The sequence below is a fragment of the Arthrobacter sp. MAHUQ-56 genome, from assembly GCF_019710585.1.
Lineage (GTDB): Bacteria > Actinomycetota > Actinomycetes > Actinomycetales > Micrococcaceae > Arthrobacter.
The window spans coordinates 143,742-159,412 of the sequence record NZ_JAIFZQ010000007.1 but is presented as its reverse complement, the minus strand read 5'-3'; the positions used below and the strand labels follow the sequence as shown (position 1 = coordinate 159,412).

General features: G+C 67.4%; 12 protein-coding genes. 10 read left to right on the top strand and 2 right to left on the bottom strand.

Annotated elements, in window-relative coordinates:
• Window positions 1-267 precede the first annotated feature (267 nt).
• From K4G53_RS04115 to K4G53_RS04085, 7 genes are all read left to right on the top strand, one after another.
• Window positions 268-1,707, top strand: a complete 1,440-nt coding sequence (locus K4G53_RS04115; protein ID WP_221384234.1) for an ABC transporter permease — start codon at window positions 268-270, stop codon at window positions 1,705-1,707.
• 2 nt (window positions 1,708-1,709) lie between these two features.
• Window positions 1,710-2,417, top strand: a complete 708-nt coding sequence (locus K4G53_RS04110; RefSeq protein WP_221384233.1) for an ABC transporter ATP-binding protein — start codon at window positions 1,710-1,712, stop codon at window positions 2,415-2,417.
• Between the two features lie 125 nt (window positions 2,418-2,542).
• A complete protein-coding gene (locus K4G53_RS04105) occupies window positions 2,543-3,613 on the top strand; it encodes a Gfo/Idh/MocA family protein (protein WP_221384232.1) in 1,071 nt (356 codons plus the stop codon).
• A gap of 209 nt (window positions 3,614-3,822) precedes the next feature.
• The gene (locus K4G53_RS04100; RefSeq protein ID WP_221384231.1) at window positions 3,823-4,770 is read left to right on the top strand and encodes a hypothetical protein; all 948 of its coding nucleotides are present in this window, start codon (window positions 3,823-3,825) and stop codon (window positions 4,768-4,770) included.
• A 90-nt stretch (window positions 4,771-4,860) separates the two neighbouring features.
• On the top strand, window positions 4,861-6,522 hold the full coding sequence (locus K4G53_RS04095) for a hypothetical protein (protein WP_221384230.1): 1,662 nt from the start codon (window positions 4,861-4,863) through the stop codon (window positions 6,520-6,522).
• A 283-nt stretch (window positions 6,523-6,805) separates the two neighbouring features.
• Entirely contained in the window at window positions 6,806-8,029 is a 1,224-nt protein-coding gene (locus K4G53_RS04090; protein ID WP_221384229.1) for a serine/threonine-protein kinase, read from the top strand.
• On the top strand, window positions 8,026-8,529 hold the full coding sequence (locus K4G53_RS04085; protein ID WP_221384228.1) for a hypothetical protein: 504 nt from the start codon (window positions 8,026-8,028) through the stop codon (window positions 8,527-8,529). Before K4G53_RS04090 ends, K4G53_RS04085 begins: the two co-directional genes overlap by 4 nt.
• Before the next feature lie 121 nt (window positions 8,530-8,650).
• Here K4G53_RS04085 and K4G53_RS04080 read toward each other — a convergent pair whose 3' ends face one another.
• The gene (locus K4G53_RS04080) at window positions 8,651-10,870 is read right to left on the bottom strand and encodes an NADP-dependent isocitrate dehydrogenase (RefSeq protein WP_221384227.1); all 2,220 of its coding nucleotides are present in this window, start codon (window positions 10,868-10,870) and stop codon (window positions 8,651-8,653) included.
• 327 nt (window positions 10,871-11,197) lie between these two features.
• Between K4G53_RS04080 and K4G53_RS04075 the strand changes: the two genes are divergently transcribed.
• The gene (locus K4G53_RS04075) at window positions 11,198-12,166 is read left to right on the top strand and encodes a serine protease (RefSeq protein WP_221384226.1); all 969 of its coding nucleotides are present in this window, start codon (window positions 11,198-11,200) and stop codon (window positions 12,164-12,166) included.
• Window positions 12,150-12,383: a hypothetical protein gene (locus K4G53_RS04070; protein WP_221384225.1), complete on the top strand. Its 234-nt coding sequence runs from the start codon at window positions 12,150-12,152 to the stop codon at window positions 12,381-12,383. Before K4G53_RS04075 ends, K4G53_RS04070 begins: the two co-directional genes overlap by 17 nt.
• 99 nt (window positions 12,384-12,482) lie before the next feature.
• Here K4G53_RS04070 and purH read toward each other — a convergent pair whose 3' ends face one another.
• Window positions 12,483-14,168 (bottom strand): bifunctional phosphoribosylaminoimidazolecarboxamide formyltransferase/IMP cyclohydrolase, encoded by a 1,686-nt coding sequence (purH, locus tag K4G53_RS04065; protein WP_221384224.1) that lies wholly within the window; start codon window positions 14,166-14,168, stop codon window positions 12,483-12,485.
• Window positions 14,169-14,309: 141 nt separating this feature from the next.
• Between purH and K4G53_RS04060 the strand changes: the two genes are divergently transcribed.
• The gene (locus tag K4G53_RS04060) at window positions 14,310-15,662 is read left to right on the top strand and encodes an MFS transporter (protein ID WP_221384223.1); all 1,353 of its coding nucleotides are present in this window, start codon (window positions 14,310-14,312) and stop codon (window positions 15,660-15,662) included.
• The last annotated feature ends 9 nt before the right edge of the window (window positions 15,663-15,671 follow it).

The following is a 15,671-nucleotide window of genomic DNA, read 5'->3' as shown; positions in this document are numbered from 1 at the left end:
ACAAGAAAGCGCTCCGTCCGCAATGGGACGGAGCGCTTTCCTGAGAAGTAACGGATCACTGGACGCTAAAGTGGACTCTTCGCACATTCACGAGTCCAACTTTTGGGGACCAGTTCACTCGTGGGGCCGGGCTTTCCGGCGTTTGCGGACCACGCCAGCGCAGTTCACAGCCCAAACACAGGCAGGGCCGGATTCCTGCACAGCATCCCCGGTGAAGGTGGAGGCGAAGCCGGCCTTCCGCGCCGGCGCCTGAACAATAGGAGTAACGTGAGCGTCCTCGCCCGAAGCGCAGGCAATGCCGTCAGAAACAAGGTCCGCACTGCAGCCGTCGTCGCGGTGCTGGCAGTCGCCATCGGCCTGGCCCTGGCCATGCTGGTGGCCAACCAGGCCGTTGGAGCGAAAGTGCAGGAGCTCAATGCCTCCGTTGGCACCGTCCTGACCGTCAATCCCGCGGGCGGGCAAGGCTTCGAAGGCGGCGGTGAGCCCCTCACCGCCGACCAGGCGGCCACGGCCAGCGGCGTGGCGAACGTTAGTGCCGTCGTCGGGACCTCCTCCCTGCGGCTCCGCAACGCCAGTGAGGCGGCAGCGCAGACCGCGGCCGGAACCCAGGCCGGAACCCAGGCGGGCCCCGGCGGACAGGGCGGACCTGGCGGCCAGGCCGCCGCAACACTGACCACCAGCCTCACCGCCGCAGTGGACGCGGGTACGCTGGGCAACCGCAACCAGCAGGCCAACGGAACGGCTGGCGCCTCCGGAACCGCGCAGCCCGCCCGGTCCCTGCCGATCACCTTGACCGGCATCGGGGCGGAGCTCGACACCACGGGCAAGGCCCTGGACATCACCCAGGGCGCCGGGCTGGGCGACTATTCGGCAGTATCCACCAGCGCCCTGCTGGGCACCACCCTGGCCGGGAAGAACAACCTGGCCGTCGGTTCCACCTTCACCATCAGCGACCAGACCTACACCGTGGCCGGAGTGTTCGACGCCGGCACCGCCTTCGGCAACAACGCCGCCTACGTGACGCTCCCCACCGCCCAGGCCCTCGCCGGAACGCCGGGTGAACTGTCCAGCATGATCGTCACCGTCGACTCCCTGGAAAACGTCGCCGCCACCAAGGCGGCCCTGCAGGCCGCCCTCGGCACCGACAAGGCGGATGTCACGCAGGGCCAGAACCTGCAGACCGCCCTCAACTCCCTTAACAGCGTGAAGAACATTTCCTTCGTCGCCTTCATCGCCGCGCTGGGCACCGCCGGGATCATCATCCTGCTCATCATGGTGATGCTGGTCCGCGAGCGCCGCCGGGAAATTGGCGTACTGAAGGCGATCGGCGCACCGAACCGCACCATCGGGCTCCAGTTCGTCCTGGAAGCCCTGGTCCTGGCCGCCCTCGGCAGTGCGGTGGGCGCGGCCATCGCCTCCTTCGCCAGCGGCGGCATCGCGTCTGCCCTCATCAGCAGCAACACCACCACGACGGCCACCACGGGCCGCGGCTTCCCCGGCGGCGGAGCGGGCGGCGGCTTCCCCGGCGGCCAGGGTGGCCCGTTCGGCGGCGCCTCCCAGCTGCTCAACTCCGTCACCGCAAGCGCCTCCCCCGGCGTGATCGCCGGCGGCATCGCCGCCGTCTTCGGGGTCGCCGTCATCGGAGCCCTGGTTCCCGCGCTGCTCACCGCGCGTATCCGCCCCATCGAAGTCCTGCGAGGAGAATAGCCATGATTGAAGTCAAGAACCTGGTCCGCACCTTTAGCTCCGGAGACCGCACCATCAAGCCGGTGAACGACGTCAGCTTCGTCCTGGAGCAGGGAACCCTGGCCTCCATCGTAGGCAAGAGCGGCAGCGGCAAGAGCACGCTGCTTTCCCTGCTGGGCGCCCTGGACAAGCCAACCAGCGGGGACGTGGTGGTCGACGGCGTAAGCCTGGCCAGCCTGCCCGACACCAAGCTGACCGAATACCGCCGCCGCGACATCGGGTTCGTGTTCCAGCAGTTCAACCTGATCCCCAACCTGTCGGCGGTGGACAACGTCATGCTGCCGATGGAGTTCGCCGGGATGGGCAAGGCGGCCCGGCTGCAGCGCGCCGGGGAGTTGCTGGAGCAGGTCCAGCTGGATCCGACCAAGCATGACCGGCGTATCAACAGGCTCTCCGGCGGCGAGCAGCAGCGTGTGGCGATCGCCCGGGCACTGGCCAACGAGCCCAAACTGATCCTCGCCGACGAACCGACGGGCAACCTGGATGAGCAGACGGGTGACCACATCATCGAGCTCCTCAGCTCGCTCAGCCGGGAGCACAACACCACCATCCTGGTAGTGACCCACGACCGGGCCCTGGCGAACAAGACGGACCGCCGCTTCCGGCTCCAGCAGGGCAAGCTCACGGAGGAACCGGTGCGGGGCCGGACCGCCGTCACGGCCACGGCGTGACGCCCCGGGGCCGCCGGCGGGGGAAACCGGACTCCGGTTCCGCCGCCGTCGGCCTCTTTCCGCCGCGTCCCTTCCTGCCGGCCGGAATCCACCGGGCCCCCACCCGCTGTGACAGGATGGCAGCTATGAGTGCCCCCATCGCCACGCCGTGGCTTTCGAGCCAGTCCGACCAGGATCCACGTTCCGCCACAGGGGACCCGCTGCGCTGGGGCATCATCTCAACAGGCAGCATTGCCCGCGCCGTCTCGCAGGAGCTTGCCCTGCTCGCCGACGCCGAACTGTACGCCGTCAGTTCCCGGACGCAGGACACCGCGGACGCCTTTGCCGTGGCCTACGATTTCGCCAAGGCCTACGGGGACGACGGCGGAGTCCCCGGCTACCAGCGGCTTCTCGCCGATGAGGCCGTGGACGTCGTTTACGTCGCCACGCCGCACGCGCAGCACCACGAAATCGTCCTCGCCGCGCTCAACGCCGGCAAGCATGTGCTCTGCGAGAAGGCCTTCACCATCAACGCGCGCGAAGCCGCGGAGCTGATCGACGCCGCCCGTAGCCGGAAGCTCTTCCTGATGGAGGCGGTCTGGAGCAGGTTCCTGCCTTCCATGCAGCGCGCCTTCGAAATCGCAGCGTCCGGCGAACTGGGAGACATCCACTGGATCACCGCCGACCTCGGGTTTCCGGCGCCGTACTCCCCCACGGCCAGGCTGTGGGCTCGAAAGGACGGTGGAGGCGCCCTCCTGGACCTCGCCGTCTACCCCTTGCTGTGGGCGCTTGGGACCCTCGGCTTTCCGCAGACCGTGAGTGCCACCGGCTTCGTCAATGACGACGGCGTGGACGCCCAGAACGCCATGACCCTCGGCTACAACCACGGCGCCCAGGTGCAGCTCACCTCCTCCCTGCTCGCCCACGGTCCCCGGACGGCCACCGTAGCCGGGAGCCTGGGCTACCTGCAGAGCATCGGCTCCATCAACAACCCCCTGGAACTGGTCATCGCCAAGGGCTGGGAGGACCGCCGGACAGAAACCTTTGATGTCGTAGGCAAGGGCTACGCCTATGAACTGCGGGAGGTGACACGCTGCATCCAGCAGTGCCTGACCGAGAGCCCGGTGATGCCGCTGGAAGACACGCTGAACACTATGCGCCTCTTCGATGGGGTCCGTGCCCAGTTGGGTGTCACCTATCCAAACGACAGCCACTGACCAACAGCGCTCGGGTACGACGCCGTGGTGCGGCGTTCGCCGGTGGGTCAGCGGCGTGACGGCCAAGGTTTGGCCGTTGATGGCTTTCGAGTGCGCTCTTCCCGTTTGTAAATTTGTTTTACCCGCTTCTGGACTTCGGTAATAAGCAGTCTTACGATGTAGGCAGTGTCGATTGCAACAGTCACTGGGGGGTGGTACGCATGGCTCTCATGAGTTCGCCATGGCGTGCCCTGCGCCCGGCGCTCCTTGCCGGAGCCGCCGCCGTCACCTGGCTGACGCTCTCCTCAACGCCCGCAGCGGCGGACGCCGGTCCTGACTCCTCATCCCTGTTGGGCGGCATCACCAGCTCGGTCTCGTCCCTGGCCGAAACCGTCACCGGACCGGCCCAATCCATTCCCACAGCTTCCGCTTCCGATGCTGCGGCGTCCACCGGGGTGCTGCAGCCCGTGGCCGCCCCGGTCTCCGCACTGGCAGACGATCTTATTGCGTCGGTGCCGGTGGTAAGCCAGGTGATTCCTGCCGGGACCGTGTCAACCGTTTCAGCACCCATCGCAGGTGCTGCTGACAGCCTGGCGGCGGATGTGGTGGAGGTGGCCGTTGCCCCTGTAGCCGAGTCCGTCCCGGCGCTGGAACCTGTACTCCAGCCGGTTTCCGATCTTCTCACCGGGGTTGAGGCGCTGCCCGTCCAGCTGCCGGAGCTGCCCGCTGTCGTTTCGGGCCCCGAACTGCCGACGAGTCCTGCGGATGCTGCTGCAGGGGCGCTCCCTGCGGCCGCCGCCACAGATTCCCGGGCCGCTGAAAACATCTCCGAGGCGGATGACTCCGCCGCTGAAGGGTCCCTTCCGGGCAGCATGCTCCAGCCGGCAAGCCAAGCCGTTGCACTTCTGGCAGCCACTACTGCCGGCCAATCGGCGCCCGCTGGAATCGCCGTAGAGGACCCCCTGTCCCTCGATCCTTCACCCCTACCTGCCCAGGCACCTGCGGCCCCGGGCTCCGGCACGGGCTCCGGCGGATCGCCTGCCGGACCTTCCGGGGCTGCCGCCTGGCTTAATTCCTTCGATTACCTCTTCCGCATTGCCGGAGCCGTGCTGGGCCTCGAAAGCCCCGAGCATGCGCCCGCACCGGTGTCGTTCGACCCCGGTTCTTCTCCTGACTAGTTGAGACCCGTCTGCCCTTTTTGGGGCAGCACGTGGCCACCAGGGCAGCTGAACAGCGCCCGAACCTCAACTTTCTCAGGAGAATCCACCATGAGTTCCAACCTTTGCAGGGGGCTGCTTGGCACCCTCTTTGCCGGCGGCCTTTTGGCCCTCGGCTGCACAGCCGCAAATGCCGCGGATACCACGACCGGAGCGGACCTCTCCGCTTCGGCACTGATCTCGGCGGCGGCTCCCGCTGACTCGACGTCGTTGGGCCTGCTGGGTGACCCAACGCCGGCCGACTCAACGGGCGTCGCCGCTGCGGTTGACGTGAACCTCGGGCTGGGCACCGTAAGCGCCACAGATCCGACGGCCACCACATCCACTGATGTCGCGGCCGTAGCCGACGTCGACCTCGGGCTGGGCACCAACGGCACCGGCACCACGGACGGCACGACGGCGGATCTCACCGCCGACGCAACCGTCGACCTGGGGCTCGGCACCGGAACGGTCACCGACCCCGGGACCACCGGAACCACCGACGTCGCAGCAGCAGCCGCCGTGAACCTCGGGCTGGGCACCAACGGCACCGGCACCACGGACGGCACGACGGCGGACCTCACCGCCGACGCAACCGTCGACCTCGGCACCGGTACGGTCACCGACCCCGGGACCACCGACGTCGCAGCGGCAGCCGCCGTCGACCTCGGACTGGGCACCAGCGGCACCGGCACCACGGACGGCACCACCGCCGAGCTCACTGCCGACGCAGCCGTCGACCTCGGCTTGGGCACCGGAACGGTCACCGACCCCGGCACCACCGGAACCACCGACGTCACAGCAGCAGCCGCCGTCGACCTCGGCCTCGGCACCAACGGCACCGGCACCACGGACGGCACCACCGCCGACCTCACCGCCGACGCAACCGTCGACCTCGGCCTCGGCACCAACGGCACCGGCACCACGGACGGCACGACGGCGGACCTCACCGCCGACGCAGCCGTAGACCTGGGGCTCGGCACCGGAACGGTCACCGACCCCGGAACCACCGACATCGCAGCAGCAGCCGTCGACCTCGGCCTCGGCACCAACGGCACCGGCACCACGGACGGCACGACGGCGGACCTCACCGCCGACGCAGCCATCAACCTCGGCCTCGGCGGCATTACCAACAGTGGTACCGCCGACACCTCCGGGCTCGGCGCCGCCCTCGATGCGGCCCTGGACCTGAACATCAACGGCATCATCGGTGACGGGACCGCTGGCGGGGTTGACGCCGCTGTGGACCTGGGCGCAGATCCGGGCACCGGTACCTCCGGCACCGGCGGGCTTGATGCCGTGGTCGGCCTGGCCGTTGACCTGGGGGTGGGTAGCGCAAGCGACACCGGCGCCAGCACTCCTGGCACCACTGACCCGGGAACCTCCACCCCGGGCGACGGCACCATCGGTGACGCCGGCACGGTCGATCCGGGAACGCCTGATCCGGGAGCAGCCAACCCCGGTGACAACTCCACCGGCACGGGCGGTGCCGCCGGCACCGCAGACGCTGGTGGCCTGCCGGCGGCTGGCGCAGGGTCCACCGCGGTAAGCGGCGCCATCGCAACCGTTGAGGTTCCCCGGAGCATCTCCGCCAACGGCAACGCGGCACTGGGCAACGCAGGCCTCGCCAACACCGGCCTTGCAAAGACCGGCTGGGACGCCTCACTGGTTCCCCTGGCCCTGCTGCTCCTGATCGCGGGGGTCCTGCTCCTCCGCAAGCGCAGGATGTCGTAGCAGCCCTCCACGCACCATCCGCAATCCCGCACACATGCGCCTGAAGCGGCAGCATCCAGCGAGCTGACGAGAGGAGGACCCGCCCGGAAACTACGAAAAGAAATACAAAACATGTCCAGCACACATGTCCTTGTAGCCAATGGTCCGGCGGCGGACCAGCTTTGGTTCGCCGCCGGGCCGTCGGCGTGTCACGGATACGGGGCACCCCCCAATCGTCGGCATTACTCCACCGCCCGTATAATTTGAGGTACGAGAGTGCCGCGGCGCACCGGGAGGAACGGTCATGGTGGCGGAATCGCCTAGCTCCATCAAGAATGAAGTGGTCGGCGGACGTTATCGACTGGGGGATGTCATAGGCCGGGGCGGGATGTCCTCGGTGTATTGCGCCCGGGACGAAAACCTCGGCCGGGACGTGGCGTTGAAACTTTTTGCCCCGCAGGCTCCGGACGCAGACGAACTCAAGCGGCAGGAAGCCGAGATCCAGCTTCTTGCCACGCTGAACCACCCCGGTCTTGTCACACTGTTTGACGCGGGCATCGACGACCGGATTCCGGATGAGCCCAGGCCTTTCCTCACCATGGAGCTTGTGGAGGGCCAGGACCTGCGCAGCCGCATCCGCCACAGCCGTGTCCCCGTGGAGGAGCTTTCGGTCATCGGCGCCGGCATCGCTGACGCGCTGGCATATGTGCACGGCCTTGGGATCATCCACCGCGACATCAAGCCCGGCAACATCCTGCTGGTCCAGATCCGCCCCGGCGAGCCGCTGCGCCCCAAACTCACCGATTTCGGTATCGCCAGGATTGTCGACTCCACCCGGCTGACCGCCACCGGCACCATGGTGGGCACCGCCGCCTATCTCAGCCCTGAACAGGCCCTCGGCAAGCCCCTGTCTCCGGCCACAGACATCTACTCGTTGGGGCTTGTGCTGCTTGAATGCATCAAGGGCACCGTGGAGTACCCCGGCAGCCCGGTGGAATCCGCTGTTGCCCGCCTTCACCGCGCACCAGAGATCCCCGAAGACGTACCGTCGGAGTGGGCCGAGCTGATCCGCTCCATGACCGCCATCGAACCTTTGGAGCGGCCCACCGCCGCCGACATCGAAACGTCGTTGCGGCAGGCGCTTGTCTCCCCGGCGTCGACACCTGGTGAGCTCGCACCCGAGACCACCCGCGTCCTGCCGGCCATGCCTTTCCACCCGCCCTCCATCACCGCGGAGGAATCCGTGGATGAGCTGCGGGAAGCAGCCGGAACAGGGGGCGTTGAAGCCAGCAGCGAAGCGGCAACCGAAAAGCCCGCTGCCGCGACCGCCCGGAATCTTCATCCCCAAACACGGACAAAGCGCTTCTGGCTGGCGCTGGTCCTGGGGCTCGTGGTGGTGGCTGCCGCGGTGGCAGCTGTCATGATGACCGTGTCAGCGCAGACCCCCGCCGACGTCGTCCCTTACCCGGCGGTGACCGGGGTCCTTGGCGACCACCTGCAGGAACTTCAGAAGAGCGTGGAGCCGTGACACTCCCCCCGGGCCGCGCCGCCAGGCTGTTACTTGGCTGCTCGGCGCTGGTGCTTTCAGCCATTGTCCTCAGTGCTTGCGCGCCCGCCAACAACGGCCTGCAGCGGGACGTCGCCACCCAGCTGCAGGCACGGGTCCTGGAGGTCACACAGGCGTCGTCCCAAAACGATGCGGCCTCAGCCTTGAAAGCGCTGGACGGACTTGAGTCCGATCTCTCGGCCGCGCAGGCGAAAGGCCGGGTCTCAGAGGACCGGCGGCGCAGCATCACCACCGTGGCAACGGCCGTCCGGGCAGACCTGAACGAGGCCCTCGCCGCCCAACAGGCCAAGGCCGCGGAGGACGCCCGGATCGCCGCAGAGCAGGCGGCCGCGCAAAGCCCCTCCCCCGCCCCCGAAGCAAAGGTGTCCCAGGCCGCCCCGGCCCCTGCCCCAGGCGCTGCCTCCGGCAACGGCACGGACGCCGGCAAGAACAATGGTGACAAGGGCAAGGGCAAGAACTGAGGCAGGGGTACTGCCTTGCCATAACAGAACCCTGAATGAAAGAGGCGGTGCTCCGGGATCCCGGAGCACCGCCTCTTTTGGCCAGCGGCCCAGCACCGCAGGTGCCGGGCCGCGCCGATGCCTAGCTCAGGCTGCCGATGACCTTGTTAAGCGTCGCGGACGGACGCATCACAGCTGAAGCCTTGGCGTCGTCCGGGTGGTAGTAGCCTCCGATGTCCACCGGCGAGCCCTGCACCTCGGCCAGTTCGCCCACGATCGTCTCTTCCTTGGAGGAAAGCTCGCCGGCGACCGAGCTGAACGCGGCGGCCAGGTCGGCGTCGTCCGTCTGCTTGGCCAGTTCCTCGGCCCAGTAGCGGGCCAGGTAGTAGTGGCTGCCGCGGTTGTCCAGCTCGCCGGCGCGGCGGCTCGGGGACTTGTTCTCCAGCAGGAAGGTGCCGGTGGCACGGTCCAGGGTGTCGGCCAGGACCTGCGCACGGGCGTTGCCCGTGGTGGTGGCCAGGTGCTCGAAGCTGACGGCCAGGGCCAGGAACTCACCCAGGCTGTCCCAGCGGAGGTGGTTTTCCTTGAGCAGCTGCTGGACGTGCTTGGGGGCGGACCCACCGGCGCCGGTCTCGAACAGGCCGCCGCCGTTCATCAGCGGAACAACGGAGAGCATCTTGGCGCTGGTACCCAGTTCCAGGATGGGGAACAGGTCCGTGAGGTAGTCGCGAAGCACGTTGCCGGTGACGGATATGGTGTCCTCGCCCTTGCGGATGCGGTCCAGGGTGAAGGCGATGGCCTTGACCGGGGACATGATCTGGATGTCAAGGCCCTCGGTGTCGTGCTCCTTCAGGTACTCGTTGACCTTGGCGATGAGGTTGGCGTCGTGCGCGCGCTCCTCGTCCAGCCAGAACACGGCCGGCGTCTGGGATGCACGGGCGCGGGTCACGGCCAGCTTGACCCAGTCGCGGATGGGGGCGTCCTTGGTCTGGCAGGCGCGCCAGATGTCACCAACGGAGACCTCGTGTTCGATCAGGACGTTGCCGGAGCCGTCCACAACCTGCACGGTGCCGGCTTCCTGGATTTCGAACGTCTTGTCGTGGCTGCCGTATTCCTCGGCTGCCTGGGCCATGAGGCCAACGTTCGGCACGGTGCCCATGGTGGTGGGGTCGTAGGCGCCGTTGGCGCGGCAGTCGTCGATGACCACCTGGTAGATGCCCGCGTAGGAGCTGTCCGGCAGGACGGCGAGGGTGTCGGCTTCCTTGCCGTCCGGGCCCCACATGTGGCCGGAGCTGCGGATCATGGCGGGCATGGAGGCGTCCACGATGACGTCGCTGGGGACGTTCAGGGTGGTGATGCCCTTGTCCGAGTCCACCATGGCGAGGGCGGGGCCGTCTTCCAGGCCCTTCTTGATCAGGTTCTGGACGCCGTCGCGGACGTCCTCCGGCAGGTCCTCGAGGCTGCTCAGGATGGCGGCGAGGCCGTTGTTGGGGCTGATGCCGGCGGCGGCGAGCTGCTTGCCGTAGGTTTCGAACAGCTCGGAGAAGTATGCCTTGACCACGTGGCCGAAGATGATGGGGTCCGAGACCTTCATCATGGTGGCCTTGAGGTGCGCCGAGAACAGCACGCCTTCTTCCTTGGCGCGGGCAACCTGGGCCTTCAGGAATTCATCGAGGGCGGCGGCGCGCATGACGGTGCCGTCGATGACCTCGCCGGCCAGGACCGGGAAGGCCTTCTTCAGGACCTTGACGGAGCCGTCCTCGCGGACCAGCTGGATGGCGATGGTGCCTTCGGATTCGATGACCACCGACTTTTCGTTGGAACGGAAGTCGTCCTGGCCCATGGTGGCCACGTTGGTCTTGGAGTCCGGGGTCCAGGCGCCCATGGAGTGCGGGTTCTGGCGTGCGTAGTTCTTGACGGACAGCGGTGCGCGGCGGTCCGAGTTGCCTTCACGCAGGACCGGGTTCACGGCGGAGCCCTTGATCTTGTCGTAGCGCGAGCGGATGGCAGTTTCCTCGTCGGAGCTGGGGTTGTCCGGGTAGTCGGGCAGTGCGTAGCCCTGGCCCTGCAGCTCTGCGATCGCGGCCTTCAGCTGCGGGATGGAGGCGCTGATGTTGGGCAGCTTGATGATGTTTGCTTCCGGCGTCTTTGCCAGCTCACCGAGTTCAGCAAGGGCGTCACCGATCTGCTGCTCGGGGGTCAGGTAGTCACCGAAGACGGCGATGATGCGGCCGGCGAGCGAGATGTCGCGGGTCTCCACCTCCACACCTGCTGTCGAAGCGAACGCCTCGATGATCGGCAGGAACGAATAGGTAGCCAGCATCGGCGCTTCGTCGGTGTGGGTGTAGATAATCTTGGACATGCGCGGGCGTCTCCCTGTGGGTCGGCTTGGTTGTGAAAATTTCGGTCTATTTCACCATGTACAACTTACCCGAGGACGCCCGTTCAAACCTCAACGGGCCCCCCGCATTACCGCGCTGAGAGCAGGATTACAGCGATGGAGAACGCACGACGGCGGGATGGCGCACCTAGGTGTGTGGCGCCGTCGGCATCTCCCGTCCCCCGGGGACGGGAAGGGCCGGGCAACCCCTACATGAGACGTCACTACTGTTTACAAACTTGTCATATGACGATAAATTCGCTACGTCACTCCCGACCCCGGGCCCAACCCCGTTAAGACAGGACAACAATGACACGCACCAGGTCTCTGGCCTCCGGCCTCTTGGCCTTCTCGGCAGCCGCCGTGCTGGCACTCACCTCAGCAGGCGGAGCTTCCGCTGCACCGGCACCGTCCGGGGACCAGGCGAATCCCTCGGTCACCAAGGCGTCCGTGGAGGCAGCAGGTGCCGCCGACTACTGGACCGCCGAGCGGATGCAGAGCGCCATCCCCGGAGACGTCCTGGCCGGGAAAGCCCTGGAACGCGGCAACCGCTCCAGCGCCGACATCGTGGAAAAGGGCAAGGCCAGCACCACCAAGGCCACCAGGGGCAAGCAGACCATCGCCCAGAGCGAAGTCCCCGTCTCCCACATCGGCAAGGTCTTCTTCACCCTGGGCGGGTCGAACTACGTCTGCTCGGGCAACGCCGTCTCCTCAGCCAACGGCAGCACGGTGTCCACGGCCGGTCACTGCGTGAACGAAGGCCCCGGCGCCTACGCCACCAACTTCGTCTTCGTGCCCGCCTACGAAAACGGCAACGCCCCCTACGGCAAATGGGCCGCACGTGCCCTGTACGCCCCCACCCAGTGGGTCACCAACGGCGACATGACCTACGACACCGGGTTCGCCGTGGTGAACCGCAACACGCAGAACCAGACCCTGACGTCCGTGGTCGGCGGCTCGGGTGTGGCCTTCAACCAGGCCCGCGGGCTGACCTACAAGTCCTACGGCTACCCCGCCGCAGCACCGTTCAACGGTGAGACGCTCAAGAGCTGCACCGGGACGGCAACGGACGACCCCAACAACCCGCAGTTCGGCAGCCAGGGCATTCCCTGCGATATGACCGGCGGCTCCTCCGGCGGCCCGTGGTTCATCGGCACCAGCTCCGACGGCCTGCAGAACTCCATCAACAGCTACGGCTACAACCGCTCCGCAGTGATGTACGGCCCGTACTGGGGCTCCGTCATCGAGGCCACCTACAACAGTGCAGCAGCAGCATAAAGAACCAGCGCCGGGCCACGGCGGGGCCAGCCAGGGCGACGTCAGCCACGTCGACCTGAACCAGTCACCCGACGAGGTCCTCGAGTACTGGACAGAGGAACGGATGGCGGAAGCCAAGCCCCGGGAGCTCCGGTTTCCGGAGGAAGGTCCGCGTCTCAAGCAGAGGGGCGCGGGCACTGGAGAACCAGAATCCGGCTCCCCCGGCCCGGAACGCTAGGCACGCACCGGGCCACGGCTCAACGAACAAACGACGACGGCGCCCGTCCCCACCGAGGGGACGGGCGCCGTCGTCTTTAACACGATCTATTGATGGGGATCAGTGGAAGAAGTGGCGGGCTCCCGTGAAGTACATAGTGATGCCGGCCGCGTTGGCGGCGGCGATTACCTCGTCGTCACGCACGGATCCGCCGGGCTGCACTACTGCCCGGACGCCGGCGTCGATCAGGATCTGCAGTCCGTCAGCGAACGGGAAGAACGCGTCCGAAGCTGCCACGGCGCCGCGGGCCCGCTCCGGTGCGCCGGCAGCGTCGGCGTTGGAGGCACCGCCGGCACCGTCGACGTCGGACTCCACCTTCACGCCCAGGGTGTTGGCCCGCTCCACGGCCAGCCGGCAGGAATCCAGGCGGTTGACCTGGCCCATGCCGATACCCACCGCTGCGCCGTTCTCGGCGAGGAGGATCGCGTTCGACTTGGCTGCCCGGCAGGCGGTCCAGGCGAAGGCGAGGTCCGCGAGGGTCTTCTCATCCGCGGCCTCACCGGCGGCGAGGGTCCAGTTGGCGGGGTTGTCGCCCTCCGCGTCCACCTTGTCGGTGACCTGGACCAGCATGCCGCCGGAGACCTGGCGGAACTCCGTGGGGTAGCGGCCGTAGCCCTCGGGCAGGGCGAGGAGGCGGATGTTCTTCTTCTTGGACAGGATCTCCACGGCTTCGGGCTCGAAGCCTGGCGCGATGACCACTTCGGTGAAGATGTCCTTGACGGTGTCGGCCATGCCGGCGGTGACGGTGCGGTTGGCGGCGATGACGCCGCCGTATGCGGAGACGGGGTCGCAGGCGTGGGCCTTGGCATGTGCGTCGGCGATGGGGTCGGCGGCGTCGGCGGAGCCAACTGCGACGCCACACGGGTTGGCGTGCTTGATGATGGCGACGGCCGGCTCGCTGAAGTCGAAGGCGGCGCGCAGGGCGGCGTCAGCGTCAACGAAGTTGTTGTAGCTCATGGCCTTGCCGTGCAGCTGGTCTGCCTGCGCGATGCCCACGGGCGCGGCGTTGTCCACGTAGAGGGCGGCCTGCTGGTGCGGGTTCTCGCCGTAGCGCAGGACCTCTGAGCGTTCCAGCGACAAGCCGGCGTAGGCGGGCCAGTCGATGACGCCGTCGCCGTCCTCGTCAAGGAACTGGCTGGCGGTCCAGGTGGCAACCGCATTGTCGTAGGACGCGGTGTGGGCGAAGGCCTTGGCCGCGAGGCGGCGGCGGGTCTTGAGGTCGAAGCCACCGGCGGCTGCGGCCTCCACCACCTGGCCGTAGAAGGACGGATCCACCACGATGGCGACGGCGGCGTGGTTCTTCGCTGCCGAGCGCACCATGGCGGGGCCTCCGATGTCGATCTGCTCGACGACGTCGTCCTGCGCGGCACCGGACTTGACGGTCTCCACGAACGGGTAGAGGTTCACCACGACGAGGTCGAACGGCTCGATGTCCATTTGCGTGAGCGTCTCCATGTGCGCCGCGACGCGGCGGTCGGCCAGGATGCCGCCGTGCACGCGCGGGTGCAGGGTCTTGACGCGGCCGTCCAGCATCTCAGGCGACCCGGTCACTTCCTCCACCTCCTGGACGGGGATGCCCGCGGCGGCGATCTTCTTGGCCGTGGAGCCGGTGGACACCAGCTTCACGCCCGCCTCGTGCAGGCCCTTGGCGAGCTCCTCCAGGCCGGTCTTGTCGTAAACCGAGATCAGGGCCCGGCGGATGGGTACACGGTCAATGGATACGCGCTCATGCTGCGTGAAGCTCACAAATGTCTCCGTCTTATCTCGCGGACCAGTGCCGCGGTTGGTGGGGATACGGCCAGTTTATCGCGAAGCGCAGCTTCGGCAGGTGTGTCCGCCCGAGTATGAACACCCGGGGCCGGGCTAGAGTTTTCCCAGGAGGCGGCGATGAATACTTACACCACTGTGCCCAGCGGCGAACAGGTGGTCCAGGAACTGCCCTGGCGTTGGAAAGTCCAGGGCAGGATCTTCCTGATCGGGGGCCTGGGCTTCATGTTCGATGCCTGGGACGTGACCCTGAACGGCATCCTGATCCCGCTGCTGTCCAAGCACTGGTCCCTGACCGCCGGCGACGCGGCCTGGGTGGGCACCGCCAACCTGGTCGGCATGGCGCTGGGCGCCTTTATTTGGGGCACGATTGCTGACACGGTCGGGCGCAAAAAGGCATTCACCGCCACGCTGCTGTTGTTCTCCGTGTTCACCGTGCTCGGTGCGTTTGCTCCGGACTTTGCGTGGTTCTGCGTCTTCCGGTTCATGGCCGGCTTCGGGCTGGGCGGGTGCATCCCGGTGGACTACGCCCTGGTGGGTGAGTTCACTCCGCGGAAGCAGCGCGGGAAGGTGCTGACGGCGATGGACGGCTGGTGGCCCATCGGGGCCGCCCTGGCAGGGTTCGTCTCCGCCGGGCTGGTGGCACTGTACGGTGACTGGCGCCTGACCATGCTGGTCATGGTGCTGCCGGCACTGCTGGTGTTCTGGGTCCGCCGCAGCGTCCCTGAGTCGCCGCTGTTCCTGATCCGCAAGGGCCGCCGCGAGGAGGCGGCCCGGATCATCGACGGGCTGGTGGCAGCCACCGGAGCAGAGGCGCGCGCCTACAGCCTGCCCGATGCCAGGGATGTGCCGCGGCTTTCGGCCGGCAGCGCCTGGACGCAGCTCCGCTCCGTCTGGCAGTTCAACTGGAAGATCACCGCCGCTGCGTGGTCCCTCTTCTTCAGCATCCTCCTGGTGTACTACCTGTCGCTGACCTGGATGCCGCGGATCCTGATTGGGGCCGGGTTCGCCGAATACAAGGCGTTCGTGACCACTGCGTCCATGGCGGCCGTCGGCTTCCTGGGCGTGGTGGTGGCAGCCCTGCTGGTGGAGCGGGTGGGCCGCAAATGGATTCTGGCCATCACCGGCCCGCTGTCCGCGCTGACCCTGGTCATCGTGGCGATCGTGGTGGATATCCCCACGGCCGCGGTGTTTTGGCTGCTGGTGTTCGGGTTCGTGGTCCAGGTGGCCATCCCGGTGCTCTATGCGTACGTCTCAGAGCTCTACCCCACTGAGCTGCGCGGCACCGGGTTCGGCTGGGCGTCGACGTTCTCGCGGCTGGGGGCCGGGTTCGGTCCGCTCATCTTCGCGAACTATTTCTGGCCCGAACTGGGGCTGGCCACGTCCTTTGCGCTGGCAGGGGCGCTGGTGCTGGCCGCCGTCCTGTGGATGGCGTTCTTCTCCCCCGAAACCCGCCAGCGCCGCCTCGAGTAGGGCGTTCGG

Bases quoted from the DNA above. Each gene is read 5' to 3' on its own strand.
- K4G53_RS04110 (WP_221384233.1), top strand. From the start codon at position 1,710: ATGATTGAAGTCAAGAACCTGGTCCGCACCTTTAGCTCCGGAGACCGC.
- K4G53_RS04105 (WP_221384232.1), top strand. From the start codon at position 2,543: ATGAGTGCCCCCATCGCCACGCCGTGGCTTTCGAGCCAGTCCGACCAG.
- K4G53_RS04100 (WP_221384231.1), top strand. From the start codon at position 3,823: ATGAGTTCGCCATGGCGTGCCCTGCGCCCGGCGCTCCTTGCCGGAGCC.
- K4G53_RS04095 (WP_221384230.1), top strand. From the start codon at position 4,861: ATGAGTTCCAACCTTTGCAGGGGGCTGCTTGGCACCCTCTTTGCCGGC.
- K4G53_RS04090 (WP_221384229.1), top strand. From the start codon at position 6,806: ATGGTGGCGGAATCGCCTAGCTCCATCAAGAATGAAGTGGTCGGCGGA.
- K4G53_RS04080 (WP_221384227.1), bottom strand. From the start codon at position 10,870: ATGTCCAAGATTATCTACACCCACACCGACGAAGCGCCGATGCTGGCT.
- K4G53_RS04075 (WP_221384226.1), top strand. From the start codon at position 11,198: ATGACACGCACCAGGTCTCTGGCCTCCGGCCTCTTGGCCTTCTCGGCA.
- K4G53_RS04060 (WP_221384223.1), top strand. From the start codon at position 14,310: ATGAATACTTACACCACTGTGCCCAGCGGCGAACAGGTGGTCCAGGAA.